This window comes from Vibrio mexicanus (assembly GCF_001012815.1).
Classification (GTDB): domain Bacteria; phylum Pseudomonadota; class Gammaproteobacteria; order Enterobacterales; family Vibrionaceae; genus Vibrio; species Vibrio mexicanus.
In genome coordinates, this window is record NZ_JYJP01000096.1 from 1 (window position 1) to 25,491 (window position 25,491).

A 25,491-nucleotide genomic window follows, 5' to 3' on the forward strand; every position below is an offset into this window, starting at 1 on the left:
TAGAAACAGTCCTAAGATCCAAACGGTCCTGCGCATATTGAGTCATTCCAATCCATGCATTGAGCAACGAAATTACGTGCATTAATTCCATTGTGTTATCTTTCCATTGATAACTATAGCAAATAACTATTAACATTCTTTTTGTACCACAGGTTCGTGGTCCATGCATAGAATCAAAGTGCCACTTTGACCACGAAAGACGGACTATTTCTGGGACTGTGGTGTTTATCATTTAAAAAGTGATCGATTTACTCTCCCGATGGAGTAAATAACAGTAAACGTTCAGATTACGTTCATTGAGCCGTGTTATGGTCGGCTTCAATCAACATTTGATAGAAAAGAGAACTCTTCAATGGATTCAATTACCCAAGCCGCATTAGGCGCGACAGTCGCAGGCGCCATTGCTGGTAAACGATGCAACGCAAAAGTGCTGTTAATGGGTGCCGCTCTTGGTACATTGCCCGACTTAGACGTCATGCTCGATTACGGGGACGCGGTTGAGAACACCATAAAACACCGCGGATTTAGCCATTCGATCTTTGTATTGCTTCCATTTTCTTGGCTCATCTCCAAGCTTTACACACGATTCAGACCTGATGAATTTTGGACCATGTCCCGCGTATTCTTTCTTACCGCAAGTGTATTGATTACCCACGCTCTACTTGACGCGATGACCACCTATGGCACCCAATTAATTTGGCCAATTCAAGGCTACTTCTCGGTTAACAATATCTTCATTATCGATCCCCTCTACACACTACCACTCATAGCCGCGATTATTGTTGGGCTGTTTTCTAGCAAGCGCGGGGACAGTGGTGCCGCACCGTCGTCGCTATCTCGACTCTGTATCTTGGTTGGGGATTTGCCTCTCAGCAAGTGATTGAAGCGCGTGTCGAACAAAACTTAGCAGCTCAGAATATTCCCAGTCAGCAAGTGCTGATTACGCCAACGCCGTTCAATACAGTATTGTGGCGCGTAGTTGTGATGGATGATGGTCAGTATTGGGAAGGATTGGCGTCACTGCTGGATAGTGACCCAACAATAGATTTTATCTCACGCCCGCTTGGCGATTGGCCTCTTGAAGAAAAGCCAAACACGCTCGAAGGTTTGAAAGCGTTCTCGGGTAACTTCCTCAACTATCGAGAGCAAGACGACACTCTGATTGTGTCTGACCTACGCCTTGGAATGTCAGACAGCTTACCGTTTGAGTTTATCTTTGCCGAAAAACGAGAAGATGGAGCGTGGGAACTGCTGGATGTTACCGAGCGTTACCCAAGCGAACGCAGCTTCGCGCTGCTTGGTCAGTTGTGGGAGCGTTTGAAAGGCGATCAAAGCATAGATTCCAACTTGCAGTCACTGTAAGATCTCAGTCTAGGTGCTCACTCCTATAAACCAAACGCCCCACAGTATTAGTGGGGCGTTTTGTCATATTCAGCGCATCACATTTTCAGCTCATTAGCATTAGATTCAGAAGTTTTTCAGATGCTTGTTTGGGATCATCGGCATGACAAATCGCAGAGACTAAAGCTAGGCCATGAACGCCAGTTTTGGTGAGTTCAGGAATATTGGATTCGTTGATACCACCAATCGCCACAATAGGTAACGCTGTTTGGTTTAACGCAAACTTAAGCCCTTCTAATCCCCAATGTTTCTTGGTGTTTGTTTTCGTTGGCGTAGCAAAGATAGCGCTGAGCCAATGTAATCAATGGGCAAGCTCTCGGCTTGGGTAAGTTGCTCTTCATTTTCGATTGAGAGGCCTAGAATTTTATCTTCACCAATCAATCGACGCGCCGTTGTCGCAGGCATATCGGTTTGACCTAAATGTACGCCGTCAGCCTCAACAGCAAGTGCCACATCTACTCTGTCATTGATGATTAACGGAACGCCTGTGCCCACTAGAATGGCCTTTACTGCTTCGGCTCTTTCGATAAAGGCGCGCACGTCCCCATGCTTTTCTCTCACTTGAACCATAGTGACGCCACCAGCAACGGCCTGTTCTACCACCCACTTTAAGTTTTTGAGATCTTGCTGATCGTCGGTCACGAGGTACAGTTTATATGGGTTCATATCCACTCTTTTGATTACTAAATTGCACATACAAGTTTATCTTACTCAACGAAATAGCGCCCCATAAAGAGGCGCTTATTCATCTAGTGAGCTAGTAAACGTCAACCAATCAGTTTGACCTACTGAATCTTCAGACGAGCAAGCAAGGTCTCTTCGTCTAACTGGTATAGTTCATCTAACAGGTTTAGCTGCAAACTACCCGGACCGCGAGCGTTTTCAGCCGCAATTTCACCTACCACACCCAGAACTGCAGCAGCGGCAAGCCCAGTCTCGTCACCAACAGCAGCAAATGCACCAGTCAGGGCGGTTAGCGTACATCCCATACCTGTCACGTAAGGCATCATCTCATGGCCATTGTTCAATGCCGTCGTTGAGTCTTTCGTCACAACGTAGTCCGTTGCCCCTGAAATCACCACATTCGCCCCGTACTCAGCCACCAAAAAGTTAGCTGCGCCGATTGCCGCATCGCTACTATCGAGCGCATCCACCCCTTTGCTTTGAGCAGCTTCACCCGCTAGAGCAATGATCTCCGAAGCATTACCACGAATGATCACCTTGTCGGATAGGCGTGTAATCTCGCGTGAGGTTTCAGTGCGCAGTTTGCTTGCGCCGCAACCCACTGGATCCAAGACTACAATCTTTCCGTTTATATTGGCTTGCTCGACGGCATAAGTCATTCGAGGCGTCCAAACACTGTCTAACGTGCCAATGTTAATCACAAGCGAACCTGCGAATGACATCATTTCTGCCAGCTCTTGCTGTGAATGCGCCATGATAGGAGATGCACCAATCGCTAACAGCGCATTTGCCGTGTTGTTCATTACAACGTAGTTGGTGATGTTCACGACCAATGGTTTCTGTTCACGAACTGCATTCAAGTGTTGAACAATAGTTTGAGTTTGCATGATTAATCCTTACTTAAAACTGGTAGTTTCTAGCGACAAGTTACACGATTACTGGCTATTTGAGGCATTCAGACCTTGCTGCCAAAACGCGATCTCCATACGGGTCGCGGTTTTGAAAATGTGCACAAGGTTTTGACCACGCTCGCTGTGGATATCAATTTCAGCCAGCTGTTGGTCAAAGAATTCCGCACCTGTTGCGACTCCGGTTTGGAACTCTTCGCCGCCGTACATCTCAATCCAACTGCGATAAGAATTACCTTCAATCTTGGTCTCATTACTTTCAAGCAGCGCTTTACCAATCACCGCATAGCCAATAGAACAAGGAGCGAGAGCAGCGTAAAGATCCACTAAGTCTCCGGCCATACCTGCATCAAGCACGTAACGAGTGTAAGCCACCGTACCAAAATCTTCTGACTCATTTTCTAGATCCGATTCTGTTAATCCCCAGTTTTCACAATAAGTAACGTGATGGGCAATCTCAGAATCCAATAGAGCATGAACACTTGGCAGTGCACGACGCATGTCCGACAAGGTTTTCGCCTTGTAGATCGCCAACGCATAAGCACGGGCATACTGTTTTAGAAACAAGAAATCTTGCTTCAGGTAATGAAGGAAACACTCATGAGCCAAAGTGCCCTTGGCTAGCTGTCTTACAAAGTCGTGATCAACATATTGCTGCCAATCGTCGTGACAAGCGTTGATTAAATCTTGATATTGCATCTCTCGTTCCTAGGACCCGTTATGGCCCGTATTAGTTAGCTTGTAAAATATAGTCTTCTGCTTTAGGCAGTGTTTTGATGATGCCTTGCTTATACATGAACTCGGCGTAATCGTCGTAGCGTTTCAGGTCTACCGCAGATGGACGCAGAGCAAAACGAGTTAGCGTATCGTTCCACGCGCGTTGGTTCAGTTCGTTGTTTAGAGTATCTGGCGCGTAAGCCACAAACTGCTTCCATGAGTCTTCTGGGTGGTTCACGATGTAAGTCGTCGCTTGCTCTAGCGCTTTGTTAAATGCTGCAATCGCTTCTTTGTCGAACGACTTCGCGTTAGCTACAAACACAAGCTCATCGTAAGTAGGAACGCCGTGCTCCTCTGGGAAGTAAGCTTTCGCTTTGTAACCTTCAATATCTAACTGGTTGGTTTCAAAGTTACGTAGGCCACCCCAAATCGCATCAACTTTACCTGATGCTAGCGATGACGACAGTGCCCAACCAATGTTGATGATTTCAACTTCAGAGAACTTCACGTTCTCTTGAGCAAGCATGGTGCTGATGGTCGCCTCTTCGTTACCTGCGATAGCGATACCGATTTTCTTACCTTTGAGGTTGGCAAGAGAATCATACTTACCGTTATCCAATACCATTAGGGTATTTAGCGGTGTCGCAATCAAAGTCGAAGCACGCACAAGAGGCAGGCCTGCAGCCACATCAATAGTCAAACTTGGTTGGTAAGAGACCGCTAGATCAACACGGCCAGCCGCCACTAATTTTGCTGGGGTACTTGGATCTGCTGGCTCTTGAATTTCTACCTCGATACCCTGCTCAGCAAAGTAACCGCGCTCGTGTGCGATTACGATTGGACCATGGTTTGGGTTCACAAACCAATCGAGCATCAGCGTTAGCTTTTTCTCTGTAGCAGAAGCCACAAAAGAAGTAGACAGCGCTGCCGCCGCTAGAAGAGTCGAAAGTAGTTTTGTTTTATTCACAACATTTTCCTTTAAGTGAATTAAATAAATGTGTTACTGGTTTTCCCAAGGAATCAATTTCTTAAGAAGTCGATCAGTAACGAAGTACAGCGAGATAGACAGCACCGCTAATATGAATAGCGCTGCGAACATCTCATCAATAATCATGCGCGCATTGGCTTGCAGCATTAGATAGCCAAGCCCCGCACTGGAGCCTACCCACTCGCCGACCACAGCGCCGATTGGGGCAATCACCACTGCCACACGGATACCCGATGCCAGTGTTGGCAAGGCGGCAGGCAATCGAACATGGCGCAGCAACTGCCATTTTGTCGCCCCATGGTTTTAGCAAGATCTAAATAGCCTGTTGGCGTATTGCGCAATCCGTCGTAACAGCAAGTTGTCACAGGGAAGAATATTATGATTGCTGCCATGACTACCTTTGAGGCAATGCCATAGCCGAGCCAAAGCATCAAAACAGGTGCGATGGCAAAGACAGGAATAGCTTGACTTGCAATCAAGATCGGTAATAGCCAACGTTTGAGTGGTTCAAACAGCAGCATTTGCAACGCGAAGAACAGACCCATGGTTAAGCCAAGCAGCAAACCAAGCAGGATTTCTTGCGCGGTCACCCACGTATGTCGAAACAGCACTTCGTGACGTTCAAACAGAGTGATCAACACATCCAATGGTGCAGGCAAGATAAAGCTTGGCATATCAAACACCACCACCACACCATGCCACAAACCAAGAATAATAAGGGTCGTTATGGCCACTCGAACAAAAGGATGTGTTACGCGTTCTTTCTTCGCCACAGCTTCAAGGGATGGCGTATTGGCTTGAGAGTTAAGCATAATCACTCTCCAACTGCTCTAGGATCGACTGTTGTAACTGTGCACATTGAGCATCGAGCACTCTAGGTGGATGGGTTTTCGGTACTTCGAGAGACTGCGCGTTAGCTGGCGCGCCTTGCAGAACATAAAGTCGCTGTGCTAATCGAACCGCTTCTTGAGGATCGTGAGTGATCAATACAACGGTTTTGTCTTTCAGTAATTCCGCCGACAAGGTTTGCAACTTATGACGCGTTACGGCATCTAAAGCTGAAAACGGCTCATCCATTAATACAATCGGCTTGTCTTGCATCAACGTTCTGGCAAGCGCCACGCGTTGCCTCATGCCACCAGAAAGCTGGTTAGGTTTTGCGTGTTTGTAATCAGCTAAACCCACTTGTTCTAACAGAGACTCCGCTCTTTGCTTCACATCGTGTTTAGGTTGCTCACTTTGGTTGGGTTGCCCAAACTTACGGCTTAAGCAGACGTTATCTACGATATTCAACCAAGGTAGCAGCAAATCTTGCTGCGCCATATACGCGACACGGCCGCTCAGTGGCAGGCCATCATCCGTCGTCAAATGTCCACCCCATTCCACTTTGTCATCAAGCAGGCCAGCAAGATATCGAAGCACTGTGGTTTTTCCGCAACCGCTGCGGCCCAATAGTGTCGTCCACTGCCCTCTAGGAATCGTGAGGGTAAGGTCAGCCAAGGTTGGCGCTGGGGCATCTAGGTAACGCAGTGACGCCCCTTTGATCTCAACGCCAATTGCACTTGCAGAGCTCGCCATTCTTTTACCTACTCGTCTTGGCTGAGTTAGCGCGCTGGGTCAACGCATAGAAGTGATGCACTGGACCGTGGCCTTGACCTATCTCCAGTTCATCGGCGTGAGCAATCGCTTCAGAAATATACTGTTTACCCAGCTTCACCGCTTCAACCAGATCATTACCTTGTGCTAGGTAGGAAGCAATGGCTGACGACAGTGTGCATCCTGTACCGTGCGTGTTCTTGGTTGGGAATCGCTTCGCACTGATCAGTTCAGCGCTGTCTTGCCAGATGAGAAGATCATTACTGTTGTCGTCTTTTTCTAGATGACCACCTTTTAGCAGCACTGCTTTCGCGCCAAGTGATCGAAGTTCGTCAACCATCGCCGACATCTCTTGTTCGCTTTGCGGCACTGGTTTTCCAGTTAATGCAGCACCCTCTGGAAGATTTGGGGTAATGATGTCGGCCATTGGGATGAGTGACTGTTTAAGCGTGCTAATTGCAGATTGCTCTAACAACAAATCGCCGCTGGTTGCGACCATCACTGGGTCCACAACCAAAAACTGAGGTTGATACTGTTTGAGCTTTCGCGCCACAACTTCAATGATGTTCGAGTCTGCCAGCATGCCGATCTTAACCGCCACGATATTGAGATCACTGAACACCGCATCAAGCTGGCTTTCAACGTGGTCGAGTGGAATAGGAAAAATTGCCGACACACCTTGGGTGTTTTGAGAAGTAATGGCCGTGATCACCGAGCAAGCAAAGCTACCCGTAGCAGATATTGCTTTAATGTCCGCTTGAATACCGGCACCGCCCCCGCTGTCTGAGCCTGCGATTGTCAGCACAATAGGCGTATTAGTTGGCTCTGAAGAATGATGAGGTGTATTGAGTGTCATGGTCGCTCCATCTGTCAAATGACGTAACAGAGCAATTGGACACATCAAACCAAACTTGAACGTTTAAACTGGATCAAATTTCCCAGAGATGAACACCGCCTTAGAACAGATCGGTATTCCAACGAAGTCTGATTGAAAGTGCGAATAGTTCCCTACGTCAGTACTAACTGAATCAAGTTCAACGGGTCTCGTTTCCGATCTCAGCGCATACGCATCTTGGCGTAATTGCTCCCCGACTATTGGCAATAATTTATGTAGTTAAGGCTAAGTTTATAGCCAGTTTCTTAAATTTACTATCAACTTATCAATAATGTTTTCATATCGTCATACACGCAAACGATACGCTTAGACGAACATTCACATAACCTAATGATAGTATGTGACTTTTATAGATTTCATTCTGTTACAAAACCTATGGGTAAATTATAATCAACGGCCCATTTTTAACGCCCAGAAACCTTATAAACACAGTGATTTTAAGGGTAATTTTGTCAACTTTATTCAACTCAGTGGTTACAACCCAATTTTATATACTCAGGTGGCCTCAACGGGTTCAATCAACGACACGTTAGTGATGCGGGTAAGAAGCATTGTGTGGAACGGTATAGACTTTTAATCTCGCAAACTGATAATGGGCTTGTTTAATCGTCTCGAATTCAAGCTGCCATTTGGCGCTGCGCTGAGCAAAGCAGAATGCCTCCATCGTTCTAAGCAAAGTGCACGAATTTGCTTCAATGATTTCGGCGCAGGCCTGGACTAACGGCATAGATTCTAAGGAGAGAAACTGCATTAACGCGTAACTTTGATGAATCACTTCGAATGCTTGTTCCTGCTTGCCTAATTTATTAAGGATTTCAGACTGAGCAATGGCGCAGTTTCGCGCTCCAACAAGCAAATTTTGAAACTGACACGGCTTAAGTTGCTCATAGTCAAGGGCATTGTGAATATGCGTTGGAAGGTATTCAAGCACGCTTGCGTAAAGCTGGTGTGCTTCGTTTAAATACCCTTGTTCTAAAAGCTGATCCGCTTTTAGGTAACTCGACCAGCATTGTTGTATGTCCATACATTCGTCCTTTTCAAACATGCCCTCAGAAGGAATGGACACTATTTAAATCAAAAATAAACTCAATTGCAAATAATTATCATTACCAAAAGTTAGAAAAAACCAATCGGCAAATAAAAATCCAACTCAAACTTCTCGTTCTCATCAATGAAATGGTTTTGATGGTAGTGAGCGTAAGCGGGTGTAGAACGAAGCTTGAAGCCCGAATTCGGCAGCCAGTGCTCAAGGATTAGAGTAATTTTCGGAAGCAAGTCGCCGTATGTCCCCTCTAAACGAAACACCGCATGCAAACCTCCTGGAATGACAAATTGATTGACTACTCCTCTCATCGATAACGGTTTATCTATTTCAATACAGGCAACATAACGACACTTATCTAACTCTATCCACGTAGGGTTTGAATGGTGCAATCCATACTGTATGGAGTGATCACGCCCCTCTGTCATTGCCCAAGCTTTCAAAAGCTGCCATGCATTAGTTATTGAACGGTTGTATCCTGTATGTCGAACATACGCCGCCATGCGCGATGGCACCTCAACAACCTTTGGCTTGGGCAGGCTATCTGAGGCGATTCTTTGATACGCTCGCGCGATCTCCTCATCTTTTAAATAGGGCTTGGCCGAGATTTGTTTGTCTTGTTTTCGCCACTCTTTAGGAGACATTTTGAACGTCTCTTTAAAAGCGCGATTAAATGACGATGCAGAGCTAAACCCGCTCTTTTGCACGATATCGATGATGGGCGTCTGAGGATCGAACATGAACTGATTCGCGGCGTATTCCATCCGAATACGGCGAATATACTGATGGACAGACTCGCCAACGACAGATTTGAACGTGCGGTGAAAATGCTGCTCTGAATAAGAGGCCACCTTCGCCAAATCGCGAGCGGCCAAGTCTCGGCTAATATCTTGATGAATATAAAAAAGCACGTCATTAATGCGCGACTGTTGATTCTTATTCATATTCCCTTTCATTCACCCTGAGAAACGATAGTGTAAGTGTCTTAATAGCATAAATGGACAAGTTTGTAAGCATAAATGGACCATCTTGCATTTCCAACAACCAATATGATCATTCCAATAGCCAAATTCACTTAACGAGTCTCATATGGAAATTGCAAAGTCAGTTCAACAGATCAAACCGTCCTACATTCGAGAAATTCTTGCAGCTGCTAGCGATAAAAAAGTCATCTCATTGGCCGGAGGGTTACCGGACGAAAAAACATTTCCAATCGAGCTAATGAAGCCAACGATTGAAGCATTGCCAGAAATGGCAAATGTGTTTCAATATGGATCAACTGCTGGATATCAACCTCTCATCGATCATTTGACCGAGGCCTATAAGTTGCCAGCTTCTCACAGCGTGATGACGTGTACCGGATCTCAGCAAGGTTTGGATCTAATTGCCCGAGCTTATGTTGACCCTAATGATACGGTTGTTATGGAAGCGCCCTGTTATCTTGGAGCGATGCAAGTTTTCGGTTTGGTTCAAGCCAATATCGTTACGGTTACTCAAGACGAATTTGGCCCAAACATAGCAGAGCTGGAAGAACGCTTTCGCACTCAATCGCCTAAGATGTTTTACGCCGTTCCTGATTTTCACAACCCAACGGGCGTGTGTTGGTCTCTAAAAAGACGTGAGCAAGTTGCTGCATTATGTACTCAGTACAATGTCGCTCTTATTGAAGACTCGCCTTATCGCGAACTGCGCTTTTCTGGTGATGCCCTACCGATGGTTTCAGAATTTTGCCCAGACCACTCTATTGTTTTACGCTCATTTTCTAAGGTTGCATCGCCGGGTTTACGTGTGGGAACGGTGAGTGGTAAACACAGCTATTTAGCGCCAATCATCAAGATCAAGCAAGGCGCTGATTTACATTCTGCAGTCCCTGTTCAAGCCATTGTCCACGGCTTGTTGCAGCATGAAGATTTCCCCAAACACCTAGATAAAATGCGCGATCTGTATAAGAAGCGCCACGATACTATGTTTGAAGCACTCAGAACGTACCTACCTTCTGAGTGTAAAATCACGCCTGCGGAAGGGGGCATGTTTATATGGGTGACACTGCCTCAATGCGACACATTCGCCCTTGCGAAAGAGCTACTCGCCAACAATGTTGCTGTAGTACCTAGCCCAGTATTTTATCCAGTACCAGAAACGGCGCCATCTGCTATGCGCCTAAACTTCACGAATGCCACATCAGAAGAGTTGGTGATTGCGGTGAAGCGTATTGCTGAAGTATTGAAAATATCGAAGTCCAAGGCTGAAATCGAAGCCGCTTGTGCTTAAGTTCTAAAATACAAAATTCTCAAGTACTAACTAATAAATAGCCCCTCTTTTTATAGAGGGGCTTTATTCATGAGAACGCAAAAATGACTTCATATCCGTTATTATGCGCTCCGAGATAAGGTGCGAGAAAATCACATTGAAACGGCTTCGATTTTATTGCCGTCTAGATCTCTTACAAACGCCGCATAGTAGGTTTCACCGTAATCAGGCCTAAATCCTGGGGCTCCTTCACAAGTTCCTCCTAACTCAATAGCGGTTGAATAAAATGCATCAACAGCCTCTTTCGATGGCGCATTAAAAGCAACATGGACACCGTTACTGGCTGTCGCTTTACCCTGATACGGCGAACCCACCCAAAACTCAAAATTGTCTCCGTAAGCTGCCGACGTGTTTTCGATATAGTGGGATTGTTTTATCGATAACTCTGACAACACGGCATCGTAGAAAAGAATCGCAGCCTTAACGTCAGAGCATCCGACAGATACGTGATTTATGATCATTTAGCACTCCATTAATAAGTCATTTAGACAACTGTAACCACTGCTCTTTTGTTGGCATTTCAGCGTATTTCGACAAACCATCGTTGAGAAAAGCCACATCCCAATCAGCATGCGAATCGACATAAACATGAGCTGCCACTTGAGTGTCAATGGGATCAGACAGCAGCCCCGCAGGCACCCAATATGACTGTCCATTAGCCGTTAAATTAGGAACAGGGCTGCCGCAGAGACGACAAAACTCAGATTTGAATCCAGAATCGGTGGTATACGACTGAGTGTCTTGCTTTGCCGATAGCCATCGAAATTTTGCCGCTTGAATAACCAACGCAGAATTTGAAGACGAGCCAGACACCTTTCGACATAAAGAACAGTGGCATTGATAGATTGGAGGCAACTCTCCTGACAACTCAAATGAAACAGCGCCACACAAACAGCTTCCTTTCACTAGCCAAGCTCCTTAGCCTCATAAAATATCAGCATAAAGAATCAGTTGCTGCTAATCAATACAAGCTGCGCCATTTTTCGATCATGATCTGTCAGGTTTATTTAGGCTTGCGACGCAAACCTTACCCATAATTCTGCCTTTCGATAATAACGGTTACTTATACCGTTTCCTTTCTTTTTGGAGTCGCTTGGAAGATACTATCGGCCTTTGAATCTTTTGTTGGACCTCTTATGTCTAAAGCCAATTCCGTTGTTGTACTCGATTTTGAAACCACAGGGCTCTCACCGACGATGGGAGATCGTGCAATTGAAATTGGGGCTGTCAAACTGGTTGATGGCATGGTCGTAGACACCTTTCAACAGTTAATGAACCCTGGATTTAGAGTCACCCGATTTATCGAAGATTACACGGGCATAACCAATAACATGCTCTTGAATGCGCCAAATTGCGGTGAAGTGATGGAGCATTTAGCCATTTCATCGAAGGGGAAAACCTCATTGCTCATAATGCTTCTTTTGATAAGCGCTTTCTTGATGCTGAACTGGATATGATTGGTTGTACTTATTCGGGTGAGTTTGCCTGCTCTTTGCTCATCGCTAGAAGCTGATTCAAGATGCGCCGTCACATAAGCTGGGCAAGTTGGTTCACTACAAAAACATCGACAATGATGGCGTATTTCACCGAGCACTAGCCGATGCTCAAGTGACCGCAAAACTATGGCAACTTATGGTGGAAGATATTGAGCAAGCGGGTATCACACAGCCAAGTTTCCAGTTCATGCAAACCATCAGCAAAACTGCCAAGAACAAAGTGGGTCAGTTACTTGCTAAACACCAACACGTTTAACCACTGCACTGGTACTCGCAGGGCAGATATCATGTTTGTCAACTGCAGCAGTAATGCTTCGACATTCTACGGCGTTTAAATGACTTCTAAATCTTGCAGCCAAATACTATTGAGCAATTTTTGACAAATAGTGTCAAGTTCAGCTGTTTTCAATTAACACTACGTATTGATTCCATTAACTTTCTCGCGTTGTATCCCAAGAAATTTTTCGACCCTCCTCCTCTGAAACATCAAAATATTGTCTACACTTTAGTCAGGATCTATGTTGCTGATTGATTGAGCCTTATTACTTCTTTCTTGAACCAAACCTTATCGCTTAGGGGCAATCCCCTTGAATACAATAATCAGGGCTGACGGTGAATAGCAAAAACTTCAAACTTAAAAGAGTGAATCTAACTGGAACGTGGACGTTAGTTCTCGCCATTGTCGCGTTGATTGGGGTCATTCAGTTTCTGGTTATACAAGTTCTCCCGTTTGTACAGCAATGGCTTCCCAATGTCTCAGAAGCCATACTCAATGGTGCTCTCATCGCCTTAGTCTCAACACCCTTCTGCTACTACCTGATATCGAAAACGACTTTTTCACAATCGAGTAGCAGTGCCACCATGCGGACTAAAATCCTTTGTGCGGTCGGTCTGCCGCTCACAATATCCATTGCACTATTTGCCGACGATATTCTCGTTGAAAGTAGCAGTATCGAAAAGGTAAATGAACAAAACCTCGCTTTCTACAAGATAGAACCGATCAGTAACCTTATTCATGCGCTTCAACAAGAGCGCGGATTGACTGTGGGCTATCTAACAAGTAGAGAGGAGCGCTTCAAACTACTCATGCTTGAGAAAAGAGGCGAGACGGATCAATTGAAAGGTTCACTGTTGGGCACATACAACGATGCCAGCCTTCAAAGGGTTCGCCGCGAATCCTCTGCAAGAAAAAAAGGTTGGGAAATGCCTCTCGACAACTACTCGTTAATTGTAGACACATTAATCAATGATATACGACATATTGGTAAAAACGTCGACAAAGAGTTTTCAGACCGATTACTTACCTATGTCACTGTCTTACAGCTCAAAGAGTTGTTTGGGATTGAAAGGGCACTTTTATCTGGGTTAATCGCCACAAAAAAAGTTGATGATGAAGATACAGATGCTGTCAGAATTAAACAGCGACTGCGTAGCGTAATTGAGCAACAAGATGCATACCTAAAACTACTAAAAAATTACTTTACTCTCGAAGAGCTCGACCATTTCAACAAGCTCATGAACACCGAGGCCACCTATCAAGCAAAAGAGTTTAGAACACAAATTCTGAATTCAGAAGCTGAGTTTTACAACCTTGAACTAATGTCGTTGCTTGGCTACAACGGGATCATACACAACTTTAAGAACTATTTGATCCGAGGTACAGATAACTACGAGCAAGTCGTTCTTCAACAGTTTGATCAACTTTCAAACATCATATATGACTTGAGAGATCTCTACAGAAATGACGCTGAAGCCACCCGCCACATCGATACCTTGAGCTATACGATGGCACAATACCAAAAAAACTTACCCATAATCAAAAAGATGAAACAAGATGGTGAGAGCATTGCCGCAATTGATCGGGTTGTCGCTGTGGATGACAGCCTTACCAATGAAGCAATAAAGCAGCTAAACCTCAGCTACTCAGATTTAGACTCTCTTGAAGTCTTTGAAGTGATGACAATTAAAATCAATCAAGTCGATGCGATGACTGATTACTTGTTCTCAGATCTCAAAAGTGATGCCGAAAGTTATCTAAATAAAGCGCAAAAGAGCCTCTATCTAATATCGGCGGTTTCATTGCTGCTATTTATCATCGTGCTCTCACTGTTAATTGTCATCATCAAACAAGTAACCGCTGCATTTGATGAACGCAGTGCAGCCGTGGAAAAAGCTGAGCAAGCAACTAAAATGAAGTCTGAGTTTCTTGCCAGTATGAGCCATGAGATTCGTACGCCAATGAACGGAATATTGGGCATGTTAGGTTTGCTGCTAAACAGTGAACTCAGCCAACCACAAAGGCATAAAGCCAATGTTGCTCAGTCCAGTGCTAAGGGATTGCTCTCCCTCATCAATGACATTCTTGATTTCTCTAAAGTGGATGCTGGAAAACTTGAAATCGAAGAAATTGACTTCGACCTGTTGAGTCAGTTAGGAGATTTCACAGAAGCATTAGCTCTTAAAGCCCATGAGAAAAATCTTGAGCTGATCCTGAACTTCAACAAAATCGACCACATATGGGTGAAAGGCGATCCGGGGCGAATTCGACAGATATTAAACAATCTAGTCAGCAATGCCATCAAGTTCACTGAATCAGGTGAGATCGTCATCACCGCAGAGCTAGAGCCAATCAACGATACACAATATCAGTTCTCTTGCTCGGTATCCGACACTGGAATTGGCATTCCCAGCGATAAAGTTCACACACTATTTGAAGAGTTCACACAAGTCGATGCATCGACGACTCGAAAATATGGAGGCACTGGGTTAGGGCTTTCAATAGCCAAAAAACTTTCTCAGCTCATGGGCGGAGATATTGCTGTTGAAAGTAAACTCGATGAAGGAAGCACCTTTAAGTTTACTGTCATACTTGGCTATTCAAAGGCCCACCAAATCAAACTCAACCCTATCGATATTAGCCAGTTACGAATTCTCATTGTCGATGACAATGAAACAAATTTGGAAGTTCTGCATGAGCAGCTCAACTCATGGGGTGCAGACGTTGATCAGGCAAAAAACGCCCCACAAGCACTAGCATCACTTGAGAATCAAAAGACAACAGGGAAGACCTACGATGCTGCCCTGCTTGATATGCAGATGCCTGGGATGGACGGTGCCGCACTAGCCCAGACGATTCGAGCCAAATCTGAATACGATGACATCAAGCTAATACTAATGACTTCAATCTACCATGAGCATGGTCCAGAATACTTTAAGGGCCTAGGTTTCAATGCCTACTTTTCCAAACCTGCTACAGCGCATGATCTTAAAACCGCTCTAAGCTTGGTTAAGGATCAGCAAATTGATGATGAGCTCGTCACCCACGAGTTTATTTCGAACATGATACCCAAGGGTGAAAATGTCACGCAAAACGTTAGCACAATTAATAAGAATATCTTGGAAAACAAGCGTATTCTGATTGTTGACGATAACGTCGTCAATCAGGAAGTGGCTAAACTGATGTTGGAGAATATAGGCGTGAATAACATGCACATCAGTATTGCTTCAAATGGACAGGATGCAATTAATACGTTGAACCAAAGTCATGACCAAACCCAATTTGACATCGTACTTATGGACTGCCAAATGCCCATCCTTGACGGCTACGGTGCAACCAAAGCGATTCGAGATGGACAAGCTGGCCATGCTTATTTAGATGTTCCCGTGGTCGCCATGACAGCAAATGCCTTGAAAGACGACAGAGCTAAATGTTTAGATGCCGGAATGGACGATTATCTCAGCAAACCGGTTGATCCTGATGAGTTGTTGGTCATGCTGAAACGCTATTTGATAGAACCTTCGACAGCCAAGACTCAAGCACATGCACCAGTGACAGTTAGTACTTCACATAGCCTGAAAGATAGTATTCCAAACAACGTTGCTAATGATGACTATTCCGAACTTTTGTCTTGGGAAAAACAAATGCTACTCAAGCGTTTAGGAGGAAGCCAAGAACTGGTTAACACGATATGCAATGAAGTAAAAACCGCTACACCTAAGCTGCTATCGCAGCTTTCCGAGGCTATCGAGGAGACTGACTTTAAAGCCATACAAGGGCACTCTCATACGTTAAAAGGCATGGCTGGGAATATATGTGCCTTGAGGATAGAGAGAATAGCGTCTGATATCGAACTAGCTGCAAGAAATAAGGACATCGATTCGATTCAAGCCTCATACTCCAAACTACCATCTAGCTATGATTCGCTAGTTCTGGCGCTAGATTAACGCGATGTATAGACCATTTCTATTTCTAACTATTAGATTAACTGCTATTACATAATCAATTTCTGGGTGACAAGGGCGAACTCTTTTTCTTGACTTATTTGTCCACTCCAGTCTTTTTAAAACGACATAAGACGCCCGCACCCGCACCCGCACCCGCACCAATCAACATCATTAGCCCAACGAGTGCCACTCCCCTAGTGCGAGCAGGGATACCGAAATACCCTGAGTAACGCCATGCCGAAAAACACGCCTCGGGAACTAATTTGAGATCGCTGACCATCAAACCCTTTTCGGTCAACGTTACAGTTTGTTTAACATCTGGCTGCCTATATAGCCGCAGTATTTTAGAACTCCTTCAGAAAATAAATACCATGTGTTATGCGTCCATAATATGCCACATATATGATAATATCGCCAAGTGAAAGGCTATGGAGAGATATTATTTCCAGAATTTGGCAATCAGTTCGGCAATGAAAAAGCAGTATGTTCAGACGTAAAAAGACACTATCAAAAAACACCTACGTACGTGATTTGCGTTCTCTCTTCTTGTTCATATCTCTATGCTGTTTAAGCCTCATGTGGTGGCTGAGCGATTCAAATGGTTTCTATCAATGGAGCTTAGTTATTGTAACTGGTATCTACACGCATCGTTTCCACTACTCTATTTCTAAACTGGCGCAATCCATTAAAGTTAGTGACACTCATATCTATTTTCGCCGGCGTTACGGTTTAACTATGATGGACTGGATATTTTGGTGTTATTTAACCTACCACTGTAATGTTCTTTGGGATCTATCTACTTTTTCTTCAATGTCAGTCGCCTTGTTCTGTGGAGCTCTACTCTTTTCCGTCGCAGTAAGAGCATTTATACCCACTGGCTTTAAACTTGCCCGACATCAAGAGGTAGGGATATTCAAAGATAGGTGCGTGGTTGCGGAAGATTGGGACCGCTACAAGGTGTTTGAGCGGCAAGATAAAAATTGGGGTTACCTTGGTCCAGTTTATGTCGACCTTAACAAGGGTGACACCTTGCTAGAATCATTGACCTCCCAAGACTTAACCATCATTGAAGGTACCTCTATGCACAAAAACAACGCATGGTATAACACTAAGCTAGCCATGTTAGGACTTGCGGCCAGTTGTTTCTTTTTCTTTGTCTTACCAGACATTTTAGATTTTATGATTCGAGTAGGCCCTTACACCCATAAGGGAATGAACCTCTACCGGACGCAAGCACAAAAAGATTTTCTCGTTGGTGTACTCTCCCTTTTCTGGGTAATCCCTGGATGTTTAGGTATGTTATATCTGTCTTTTAAAAGCTCTGTCGAGGCGTTTAAAGGAGGTGAAAAGTCGATCATCTTTGCTGGTAATTCTGTCATGTTATCAAATAGAAATAAGGACGGGCAGATCTCTATAAACCTATGCTTATCTCGTCTAAAGCACATTAAGTGGCCACGTAAACGCAGCAAGAAAAAATCAGTATGGGACAAAGCCATTTTAGATACGTCCCTACAACTCATCGACATTGACGGCAATGTCATTGAGCTCTATGACTGGCATTTTGGTAGTACGCACATTCTCAACCATTTTGTAAGATTGGGGTTACCAGTATGGTTGTATGACTACCAAGAAGAGAAAAGTTAGCGCTGCTCAATATCTAGATTGGAACAGCGTACTTCGTCAAGAGCTCAAAACATCAACGCAGAGGTAGCTAGTCTGATACGCTTTCCTGCTCTTCTGGCAGAAAATCGAGAACAACGTGATGCTGATTTGGATCGCCTGACTTCATCAGAACAGTAACCGTTCCGGCAGGGATAAATTCCGTTGGGTCAAACCAAATATTGTCGCTTCGAAATATGTGGTTCTGAAGACTCTTAGGGTCACTCCACTCAACACAGATCTGATAAGGATGGATGCCATTCATTGCAAACATTTTATTCACTTGGCTTTGTTTCTTAATTCAGAGAGAAGACATGGCTGCCTCATGTTGATTGATTCTTAAGCAACATACTGAGTTTCAGGCATACCAAGCCCCGTAAGCTTGTTCAGCGCTTTGATCATGGCGTAGGTTTCACCAACCTGAGCATTGTAGTTTCTCAGGCTTAACCTCCCACCTAGCAACTGCTTCACTCGATACATGGCTGTTTCAGAGAGTGAACGCTTGTGATAACCATACCGATTTTTCCACTTCTTGTTAGAGCCGTAGAGCTTTTGGCAGCCCACCGTTAAATTGCGAGGGTGCCCTTGTTCCCAGAAGACTGCCCCTTCTCTTGGTGGGATAAGCGGAACAGCTCGCTTGATCTGTATGGCATCATGGCAATTTCTTGTGTCATAAGCGCCGTCGCCTGATATCTCAATGATTTTGCGACGTGTCTGCTTAAGTAAGTTGGGAAGCACTTCTGCATCGGTGACGTTAGATAAACTCAGCTCTGCTGCGACTATTTCGTGGGTGCTGGTATCTACTGCGATATGCAACTTACGCCAAACTCTACGCTTCCAGTCAGTACCATGTTTTTTGACCTTCCATTCACCTTCGCCATAAACCTTGAGACCAGTGGCGTCAATGGCTAGATGCTGTATCGCACCTCTGGTTTTAGTTTTAAATGAAACCTCAACCTGCTTGGCTCGACGGCTTATACAGGTGTAATGCGGGCAAACAAGCGGTATGTTAGCCAGCTGAAATACTGAGTCTAGAAAACCTTGCAGCGCTCTCAATGGCATAGAGAAAACGCGCTTTACCATCAGTGCGGTAGTAATGGCTAGATCGCTGAATCGACGAGGCCTACCGCGCTTGCTCTGTTTGCTTTGCTTCCACTCTCGTATGGCTTCCTCATCAATCCAGAAAGTGAGTGAACCACGGTTGATTAGGGCTTTGTTGTACTGTTTCCAGTTAGTTGTTTTGTAACGAGGTTTCGGCATAAGGCTACGATGATTAACTGATGTAGTCGATCAGATCGTAACTTCCTGATTTAGTTCCATCGAATTACGCAACAAAGCCTAGTGAATTATCAAAGTAAACTATTATTAATGAGCTCAGTGCTAATAGCCGGGTGCAGCTCGACTGAATTAACGGCTGTTGAAGCTGAAACACTATGGGAACAACAATTTGAGCACTGCTCATAATATAGGATTAAGTAACAAACAGACCCTACCCGCATCGCAGTGGTTTGAGTCGCTAAATGCTGAAGACAAGAAGTCGGTTATTGGGTATTTGGCAAACTATGCTGACCGCAAATGTCTAGGTGAAGTAACGAATGATTTACAAAGTGCTTTAGTTAGAGAAGGCAACTCAGAAAAGCTAGATTACTACTCTATCGAATTTACTCCTTTAGATGAACTAGCAGAGCAGCGAATAGGCCATTTAGATCATCATGAGCTAGGCCAAATGAAGTCGCAGATCGAGCAACCATTTAACTTGAGATTCGTTATTGAAGAGCAAGGGTTATATCCACCAACTGCAGAATAATCTTGATGAACACATTCATGAAAAGCGGGATATACAGCAACGCGAATCTAACTTAGATTGCAGCGTGTATCCAAGACCAACCGCGTGTGACTCTCCGTTAGTGATAGATGGCGCTTGGGATTAGTAGAGCTTACAATCACGCTAGAAACAAAAAACCTGCTCAATTGAGCAGGTTTTTTATAGGTAGAACGTTAAATTGGATTTGGATGCCCTTTGGGTGTCATGACACTGAGCCACTTGGGGTTATCTGTAGCCACATAGGGCGTTTCTCCTTTAACTGGGCTCATAAAAAAATAGAGATTTTCAGAATCTACTAAACCAGTTAATACGACAGTGTGCGTTTTTAAGTCAAGATTACTGTCGTAATATTGCATATTCTGCTTGAACATCTGGAAATGATTAGTTGGCAATCTTGGTTTGCTAAATCTAAAGTTGGATGCAACACCCGTCAACCACGTTAGATCATAACGAACAGGGACTACACTATCTGAAATTGAAAGCTTATTTTGAAACTCTCCTGAAAATTGCTTAATAGTAATCTCAGGCATAACTTGGAAACCTGAATTAGCGGTATTGTAGCCAATGCCAATGATGGAGTATCCATCATTTTGGAAAGTCAAAGGTACGTCTTCAGTATCAGAATAATAGCCATATATTCTCAATTTACCTCGTTTGATGAGCTTTGGTGTTCTCGAAAAGGTGCAGTTACAAGAAGCTTCAACTCTCTCAATGTCTTCGATTGTAAGGTCTAAAGCCTTCCATGATTCAGATAAGACAATTTCGATAGCCTTAGCACGTCGAGCGTCTTTGTCTTGCACACCATTAAGTTTCGACGCATCAATGTACCCAACATGATTCATGTACTCAAAACCACATTGACTGTCTGCGCCCATACCCGCACTTAAACCGCCAAAGATACCAGCACCATTAAAGATACCTAAACCAATGTGGCCTGCGTAACCTAATGCGCCAATCCCATCGTTTTGTACTTCGGCACTGTCTTTGTCTTCGTAGCAACGGTCAGCGTAAACCGATTGAACTACTTGCATCGGAATGGATGCGTCTTTACTGATTTCTTGTGGCTTTGGCGTTGATGAGCAGGCAGCAAGCGAAGACATCATTAAGCCAACAAGTAGAGCTTTTGAATTAAACATGACGAGGATTCCTTATTTTTTTAATACGATACAACATCAATGTTGCCCTCATATGAAATTAGTCTAGTATTTCTTTTTCGCCGTCGTGATCAAATCGATGAATTTTCAAGAGAAAAATGATAACCAAAGTGGGTAATTGCGCTCGACCGAGCGAGACTAGGAAGACAAGTGAATGTCTTGCACGATTATTTCGACATGCCGCACAGAATGATCTGAGGCTCACTCTCTCAGTGAGACAGAATGATTCCCAGTAGGAGCGAGTTAATTATGGCGGGGCTAGCGTTACGCACTCACTCATTATCAATATTAAACCCTTAAAGATATTCATATCGATCACGAGCAGCATTCGTTGCCCTTACAATGGCCCAATAAAATACCTTTGCGCGTGTAGCCATTATTGTCCGCTTATCTGCAATTTCTTCGAATCAAATAGGTTAGTTTTAAATTAATCAGACAGTTAACAGCAAAGTTACAGTTTGAGATTATCCACCTGTGTGACTAAGAGCCTTCTATCTACACAGCTTAATTCACCATACAAATATGAGGCACTGCTATGAATAAGATTATAGTGACTGTATACCCTCTTAAAATTGCATGCGAACTCATTGGTTTCAAGCCAAGTACCCTCCGAAAAAAAGCCCTTGCTGGTGTTTATCCATCTAATGTTATTTGGAAAAACAGCTGCGGCTCTTGGTTAGTAGATATTGCCGAGTGGGAAAAATGGCAAAAAAGCCACCAGTAGAGCTGCCAACTGGCATCGAAGTCCACGGTAATTCCATACGTATCGCATTTAGCTACATGGGAGTACGTTACCGTGAGACTTTGGGCCTAAGTCCGAACAAACAGAACCTTATGTTTGCTTCGCGCAAACGTGAGGCAATTCTGTACGACATCAGAATTGGTGTATTCAAGTATCTAGAACACTTCCCCGAATCCAAACATGCCTACAATACATCGAGGAATGAGCCACTAAATAAACTCGCTAACCAGTACCTAGAATCCAGAGAACCTGATGTTAGAAGTGCAACCCTAATTCGATACAGATTGGCATTAGTCAACTTCTTGAACGCATATGGAAAGACAAAAAGATGCCATACCCTATGCGCCCGTTCATTAGTCGCGATTAAGTCAAAGTTCATTAATGGTCGCGGGGCCAGAACGGTAAACAGAGAGCTCGTTACCGTAAATGCCTTTTTAACTTGGCTGCATAAGCTGGAGTATGTGGATAAAAACCTATCCAATGTTCTAACTCGATTGAAAGAGACTGAAGTCGAAATCAATCCATTTTCTAAAACTGAAATAAGTTTGGCAATCTCGCAATGTAATCACCTACAACATAAAAATGCGATATTAGTTCTTGTGTACACAGGAATAAGGCTAGGAGAACTATGTGCACTAGCCTGGGAAGACGTTGATTTTGAGAACGAACGAATTCTTGTTCGTAGATCTGCAGACAACAAGCGGCTATTAAAAACGACCAAAACCGATACGGAACGTTATGTCGATCTACTTCCTCCAGCACTTGAGGCGTTAAAAACGCAACGGCTGCTTACTTATGACTACCCATGCAACAAGTATAAAGTTGAACTCGCCGACAAAAGCTACAGAACCGATACTATTCGATTTGTCTTTAACCCTAATGCGGTAAGAAAAAGCCAAAATGGCCATAACTTCTGTGGGAAAAGGACGTTTCCGAAAATATGGCAGAGAGCATGTGAAGAAGCCAAGATTCCTTATCGAAATATCCATCAACTAAGGCATACCTATGCCAGTTGGCTCATTACTCACGCCAACGTCAACCTCAGCTATTTGGCTAAGCAAATGGGCCATGCCAACATCAATATGATCATTAAGGTTTATGGAAAATGGCTTGAGCAGTCAAACAAAAAAGAGTCACTCCGAGTGTGGAATGAATTAAGAAAGGCATTTGATGAATAAAAACTCTGAGTTTTTGTCTCCTATCTCCGTAAATTCATAGATTACTAAAGCTAAAATCAACAAAAAACCGCTCAAAAAAGCGAGAAGAATCCCATCGTATAATCCTGAAAAATAGGAATTAAAAACTAAAAAATGCCCCAAAACTCTTTGGGGCATTTTCTATATTGTGCTTGGGGCAAAATTGGGGCATTTTTTATGCAAACTTAACTTAAATTAAGTCGAAAAATGCCCTATTTGACTAAATTGCAGATCCAAGCGTTCGCCTCGTTATCAAAAGCGAATGCTGCCTAATTGCTTATTCCCAATCAAGGATAACTTTGCCAGAAGCCCCGCTGCGCATGACGTCAAAGCCTTCTTGGAAGTCATCAATCTTGTAGTGGTGAGTGATGATTGGCGTCAAATCTAGACCCGATTGGATCAGGCTTGCCATCTTGTACCACGTCTCGAACATTTCGCGGCCGTAGATACCTTTGATCACCAAACCTTTGAAGATCACTTGGTTCCAGTCGATGCCCATATCTGATGGTGGAATACCTAGCAGAGCAATGCGGCCACCGTGGTTCATGGTTTCTAGCATAGTGCTAAATGCCGCTTGAACACCTGACATCTCTAAACCAACATCGAAGCCTTCTGTCATGCCTAGTTCAGCCATCACACCTTTTAGGTCTTCTTTTGCAACGTTAACTGCGCGAGTCACTCCCATTTGGCGAGCCAAGTCTAAGCGGTATTCGTTTACGTCAGTGATAACGACGTGGCGAGCGCCAACGTGTTTCGCCACTGCCGCTGCCATGATACCGATTGGGCCAGCACCTGTAATCAGTACATCTTCGCCGACTAGATCAAAAGAAAGCGCTGTGTGTACCGCGTTACCAAACGGGTCAAAGATTGATGCTAGATCGTCAGAAATACCTTCAGGGATCTTGAACGCGTTAAATGCAGGAATCACTAGGTATTCAGCAAATGCACCTTCACGGTTTACGCCCACACCTACCGTATTACGGCAAAGGTGTGTGCGGCCGCCGCGACAGTTACGGCAGTGACCACAAGTGATGTGCCCTTCACCAGAAACGCGGTCGCCTAGCTCAAAACCACGCACTTCTTGGCCGATACCAACCACTTCACCCACGTATTCGTGGCCCACCACCATTGGTGTTGGGATAGTGTTTTGAGACCATTCATCCCAGTTGTAGATGTGTACGTCCGTGCCACAGATTGCCGTCTTCTTAATGCGGATTAGCAGGTCGTTGTGTCCAAGCTCTGGCTTGTCCACTTCTGTCATCCAAATTCCTGCTTCTGGCTTTAGTTTAGAAAGTGCTTTCATTTTCATTACTTAATAATTCCCATGTCACGGCCTACGGTGATGAAGGCGTCGATTGCGTGATCTAGCTGCTCTCGGCTATGTGCTGCAGACATTTGCGTACGGATACGAGCTTGGCCTTTTGGTACAACTGGGAATGAGAAGCCAATAACATAAATGCCTTTCTCTAGCGCACGTTCTGCAAACTCAGCAGCAACTTTTGCATCACCAAGCATGATTGGGATGATTGCGTGGTCGGCACCACCCATAGTAAAGCCTGCTTCTTCCATACGAGCACGGAAGTGTTCAGCGTTTGCCCATAGTTGGTCACGTAGGTCACCGCTTTCCTTCAGTAATTCAAGAACGCGGATAGAAGCACTAACGATTGCCGGCGCAACAGAGTTTGAGAACAGGTATGGACGAGAGCGGTTACGTAGCCAATCGATCACCTCTTTCTTACCAGAAGTGTAACCACCTGAAGCGCCGCCCATTGCTTTACCAAGCGTACCTGTGATGATGTCGATACGGTCTACAACATCATGGTATTCGTGTGTACCCGCGCCAGTTTTACCCATAAAGCCAACAGCGTGAGAGTCATCAACCATAGTCAATGCACCGTACTTGTCTGCAAGATCACAGATGGCTGGAAGGTTAGCGACTACGCCGTCCATTGAGAAAACGCCGTCTGTTACGATTAGGATGTGGCGAGCACCTGCTTCATTAGCAGCAATAAGTTGTTGCTCTAGCTCTTCCATGTTGTTGTTTGCGTAGCGGAAACGCATCGCTTTACACAAACGAACACCATCGATAATTGAAGCGTGGTTTAGCGCATCAGAGATGATTGCATCTTCTTTACCGAGAATTGTTTCGAATAGACCTGCGTTCGCATCGAAGCAAGAGGTGTAAAGAATCGTGTCTTCTTTACCAAGGAATGCAGACAGCTTTTGCTCCAGCTCTTTGTGGATATCTTGAGTACCACAAATAAAGCGAACAGAAGCCATACCGAAACCATGAGCGTCCATACCCTCTTTCGCCGCTTCAATCAGTGAAGGGTGGTTCGCAAGGCCAAGGTAGTTGTTTGCACAGAAGTTCAGAACTTCTTCACCCGTTGAGATTTCAACAGCAGCTTTTTGTTGTGATGTAATTACGCGCTCAGACTTGTACAAGCCTTCCGCTTTGATCTCTTCAATCTGTTGTTGAATCTGGTTATAAAATGCAGATGTCATGCAGGGTTTCCTTTATTATTTTGTCGTTCTTACCCTACGGTAAAAACTCGGAACAGATGCTCAGCCCTAACTGTTGCAACAATTAGTGGCTTCAGTGATTAACTATAGTTTAATCCAAGGTTGGATTAAGCATTATCCTCTCCCTTGGA

At 44.4% G+C, this 25,491-nt stretch carries 20 protein-coding genes, 4 pseudogenes and 1 riboswitch; of the genes and pseudogenes, 7 read left to right on the forward strand and 17 right to left on the reverse strand.

The genetic code is table 11. From position 1 onward, the window contains the following. Positions 1-352: 352 nt before the first annotated feature. Positions 353-1,362: pseudogene (locus UA76_RS13610) on the forward strand (metal-dependent hydrolase). Between the two features lie 85 nt (positions 1,363-1,447). On the opposite strand, the pseudogene thiE reads toward UA76_RS13610, so the two are convergent. From thiE to UA76_RS13655, 9 genes and pseudogenes are all read right to left on the reverse strand, one after another. Beyond that, positions 1,448-2,067: pseudogene (gene thiE, locus UA76_RS13615) on the reverse strand (thiamine phosphate synthase). Positions 2,068-2,186: 119 nt separating this feature from the next. Beyond that, positions 2,187-2,972, reverse strand: a complete 786-nt coding sequence (thiM, locus tag UA76_RS13620; RefSeq protein ID WP_047047108.1) for a hydroxyethylthiazole kinase — start codon at positions 2,970-2,972, stop codon at positions 2,187-2,189. 48 nt (positions 2,973-3,020) lie between these two features. Continuing rightward, a complete protein-coding gene (gene tenA, locus UA76_RS13625; RefSeq protein WP_047047110.1) occupies positions 3,021-3,692 on the reverse strand; it encodes a thiaminase II in 672 nt (223 codons plus the stop codon). A gap of 31 nt (positions 3,693-3,723) precedes the next feature. Beyond that, positions 3,724-4,677: an ABC transporter substrate-binding protein gene (locus UA76_RS13630; RefSeq protein ID WP_047047113.1), complete on the reverse strand. Its 954-nt coding sequence runs from the start codon at positions 4,675-4,677 to the stop codon at positions 3,724-3,726. Between the two features lie 33 nt (positions 4,678-4,710). After that, a pseudogene (locus tag UA76_RS13635) lies at positions 4,711-5,510 on the reverse strand (ABC transporter permease). Continuing rightward, positions 5,503-6,276 carry an ABC transporter ATP-binding protein gene (locus UA76_RS13640; RefSeq protein WP_047047115.1) on the reverse strand — a complete coding sequence of 258 codons (774 nt, stop codon included), beginning with the start codon at positions 6,274-6,276 and terminating at the stop codon, positions 5,503-5,505. The pseudogene UA76_RS13635 and the gene UA76_RS13640 overlap by 8 nt, the downstream one beginning before the upstream one ends. Positions 6,277-6,280: 4 nt before the next feature. Then, positions 6,281-7,150 carry a bifunctional hydroxymethylpyrimidine kinase/phosphomethylpyrimidine kinase gene (gene thiD / locus UA76_RS13645; RefSeq protein ID WP_047047119.1) on the reverse strand — a complete coding sequence of 290 codons (870 nt, stop codon included), beginning with the start codon at positions 7,148-7,150 and terminating at the stop codon, positions 6,281-6,283. A 132-nt stretch (positions 7,151-7,282) separates the two neighbouring features. Continuing rightward, positions 7,283-7,395, reverse strand: a riboswitch (TPP riboswitch). A gap of 323 nt (positions 7,396-7,718) precedes the next feature. Further along, entirely contained in the window at positions 7,719-8,213 is a 495-nt protein-coding gene (locus UA76_RS13650; RefSeq protein WP_047047121.1) for a hypothetical protein, read from the reverse strand. Positions 8,214-8,305: 92 nt separating this feature from the next. Further along, entirely contained in the window at positions 8,306-9,175 is an 870-nt protein-coding gene (locus UA76_RS13655; protein ID WP_047047124.1) for an AraC family transcriptional regulator, read from the reverse strand. A gap of 145 nt (positions 9,176-9,320) precedes the next feature. Here UA76_RS13655 and UA76_RS13660 point away from each other — a divergent pair, with 145 nt between their 5' ends. After that, a complete protein-coding gene (locus UA76_RS13660) occupies positions 9,321-10,502 on the forward strand; it encodes an aminotransferase-like domain-containing protein (protein ID WP_047047127.1) in 1,182 nt (393 codons plus the stop codon). 131 nt (positions 10,503-10,633) lie between these two features. On the opposite strand, the gene UA76_RS13665 is transcribed toward UA76_RS13660, so the two are convergent. Both UA76_RS13665 and UA76_RS13670 read right to left on the reverse strand, forming a co-directional pair. Continuing rightward, positions 10,634-11,002, reverse strand: a complete 369-nt coding sequence (locus tag UA76_RS13665) for a VOC family protein (RefSeq protein WP_047047132.1) — start codon at positions 11,000-11,002, stop codon at positions 10,634-10,636. Between the two features lie 19 nt (positions 11,003-11,021). Then, complete coding sequence (locus UA76_RS13670) at positions 11,022-11,447, reverse strand: GFA family protein (RefSeq protein WP_047047135.1); 426 nt, start codon at positions 11,445-11,447, stop codon at positions 11,022-11,024. Positions 11,448-11,677: 230 nt separating this feature from the next. On the opposite strand from UA76_RS13670, the pseudogene UA76_RS13675 reads away from it, so the two are divergent. Together UA76_RS13675 and UA76_RS22530 are read left to right on the forward strand one after the other, a co-directional pair. Continuing rightward, positions 11,678-12,293: pseudogene (locus tag UA76_RS13675) on the forward strand (3'-5' exonuclease). A 356-nt stretch (positions 12,294-12,649) separates the two neighbouring features. Beyond that, positions 12,650-16,261, forward strand: coding sequence for a response regulator (locus UA76_RS22530; protein WP_157617638.1), 3,612 nt, complete (start codon positions 12,650-12,652; stop codon positions 16,259-16,261). Positions 16,262-16,355: 94 nt separating this feature from the next. Here the strand turns inward: UA76_RS22530 and UA76_RS13685 are convergent, their stop codons facing one another. Beyond that, a complete protein-coding gene (locus UA76_RS13685; RefSeq protein WP_047047137.1) occupies positions 16,356-16,541 on the reverse strand; it encodes a hypothetical protein in 186 nt (61 codons plus the stop codon). Positions 16,542-16,837: 296 nt separating this feature from the next. Between UA76_RS13685 and UA76_RS13690 the strand changes: the two genes are divergently transcribed. Beyond that, entirely contained in the window at positions 16,838-17,905 is a 1,068-nt protein-coding gene (locus UA76_RS13690; RefSeq protein ID WP_157617639.1) for a hypothetical protein, read from the forward strand. Between the two features lie 67 nt (positions 17,906-17,972). On the opposite strand, the gene UA76_RS13695 is transcribed toward UA76_RS13690, so the two are convergent. Together UA76_RS13695 and UA76_RS13700 are read right to left on the reverse strand one after the other, a co-directional pair. Then, positions 17,973-18,203, reverse strand: a complete 231-nt coding sequence (locus tag UA76_RS13695; protein ID WP_202906945.1) for a hypothetical protein — start codon at positions 18,201-18,203, stop codon at positions 17,973-17,975. Between the two features lie 56 nt (positions 18,204-18,259). Continuing rightward, on the reverse strand, positions 18,260-19,180 hold the full coding sequence (locus UA76_RS13700; RefSeq protein ID WP_047047142.1) for an IS5 family transposase: 921 nt from the start codon (positions 19,178-19,180) through the stop codon (positions 18,260-18,262). Between the two features lie 187 nt (positions 19,181-19,367). Here UA76_RS13700 and UA76_RS13705 point away from each other — a divergent pair, with 187 nt between their 5' ends. Then, positions 19,368-19,727: a hypothetical protein gene (locus UA76_RS13705; protein ID WP_047047145.1), complete on the forward strand. Its 360-nt coding sequence runs from the start codon at positions 19,368-19,370 to the stop codon at positions 19,725-19,727. A 191-nt stretch (positions 19,728-19,918) separates the two neighbouring features. Here the strand turns inward: UA76_RS13705 and UA76_RS13710 are convergent, their stop codons facing one another. Then, positions 19,919-20,881 carry a hypothetical protein gene (locus UA76_RS13710; protein WP_047047148.1) on the reverse strand — a complete coding sequence of 321 codons (963 nt, stop codon included), beginning with the start codon at positions 20,879-20,881 and terminating at the stop codon, positions 19,919-19,921. A gap of 720 nt (positions 20,882-21,601) precedes the next feature. On the opposite strand from UA76_RS13710, the gene UA76_RS13720 reads away from it, so the two are divergent. Continuing rightward, positions 21,602-22,819, forward strand: a complete 1,218-nt coding sequence (locus UA76_RS13720; protein WP_047047154.1) for a tyrosine-type recombinase/integrase — start codon at positions 21,602-21,604, stop codon at positions 22,817-22,819. Between the two features lie 295 nt (positions 22,820-23,114). Here UA76_RS13720 and tdh read toward each other — a convergent pair whose 3' ends face one another. Beyond that, positions 23,115-24,146 (reverse strand): L-threonine 3-dehydrogenase, encoded by a 1,032-nt coding sequence (tdh, locus tag UA76_RS13725; RefSeq protein WP_047047157.1) that lies wholly within the window; start codon positions 24,144-24,146, stop codon positions 23,115-23,117. Beyond that, the gene (locus tag UA76_RS13730; RefSeq protein WP_047047160.1) at positions 24,146-25,342 is read right to left on the reverse strand and encodes a glycine C-acetyltransferase; all 1,197 of its coding nucleotides are present in this window, start codon (positions 25,340-25,342) and stop codon (positions 24,146-24,148) included. The genes tdh and UA76_RS13730 overlap by 1 nt, the downstream gene beginning before the upstream one ends. Positions 25,343-25,491 lie beyond the last annotated feature (149 nt).

Bases quoted from the DNA above. Each gene is read 5' to 3' on its own strand.
- thiM (WP_047047108.1), bottom strand. From the start codon at position 2,972: ATGCAAACTCAAACTATTGTTCAACACTTGAATGCAGTTCGTGAACAG.
- tenA (WP_047047110.1), bottom strand. From the start codon at position 3,692: ATGCAATATCAAGATTTAATCAACGCTTGTCACGACGATTGGCAGCAA.
- UA76_RS13640 (WP_047047115.1), bottom strand. From the start codon at position 6,276: ATGGCGAGCTCTGCAAGTGCAATTGGCGTTGAGATCAAAGGGGCGTCA.
- thiD (WP_047047119.1), bottom strand. From the start codon at position 7,150: ATGACACTCAATACACCTCATCATTCTTCAGAGCCAACTAATACGCCT.
- UA76_RS13650 (WP_047047121.1), bottom strand. From the start codon at position 8,213: ATGGACATACAACAATGCTGGTCGAGTTACCTAAAAGCGGATCAGCTT.
- UA76_RS13655 (WP_047047124.1), bottom strand. From the start codon at position 9,175: ATGAATAAGAATCAACAGTCGCGCATTAATGACGTGCTTTTTTATATT.
- UA76_RS13660 (WP_047047127.1), top strand. From the start codon at position 9,321: ATGGAAATTGCAAAGTCAGTTCAACAGATCAAACCGTCCTACATTCGA.
- UA76_RS13665 (WP_047047132.1), bottom strand. From the start codon at position 11,002: ATGATCATAAATCACGTATCTGTCGGATGCTCTGACGTTAAGGCTGCG.
- UA76_RS13685 (WP_047047137.1), bottom strand. From the start codon at position 16,541: ATGGTCAGCGATCTCAAATTAGTTCCCGAGGCGTGTTTTTCGGCATGG.
- UA76_RS13690 (WP_157617639.1), top strand. From the start codon at position 16,838: ATGTGGTGGCTGAGCGATTCAAATGGTTTCTATCAATGGAGCTTAGTT.
- UA76_RS13700 (WP_047047142.1), bottom strand. From the start codon at position 19,180: ATGCCGAAACCTCGTTACAAAACAACTAACTGGAAACAGTACAACAAA.
- UA76_RS13710 (WP_047047148.1), bottom strand. From the start codon at position 20,881: ATGTTTAATTCAAAAGCTCTACTTGTTGGCTTAATGATGTCTTCGCTT.
- UA76_RS13720 (WP_047047154.1), top strand. From the start codon at position 21,602: ATGGCAAAAAAGCCACCAGTAGAGCTGCCAACTGGCATCGAAGTCCAC.
- tdh (WP_047047157.1), bottom strand. From the start codon at position 24,146: ATGAAAATGAAAGCACTTTCTAAACTAAAGCCAGAAGCAGGAATTTGG.
- UA76_RS13730 (WP_047047160.1), bottom strand. From the start codon at position 25,342: ATGACATCTGCATTTTATAACCAGATTCAACAACAGATTGAAGAGATC.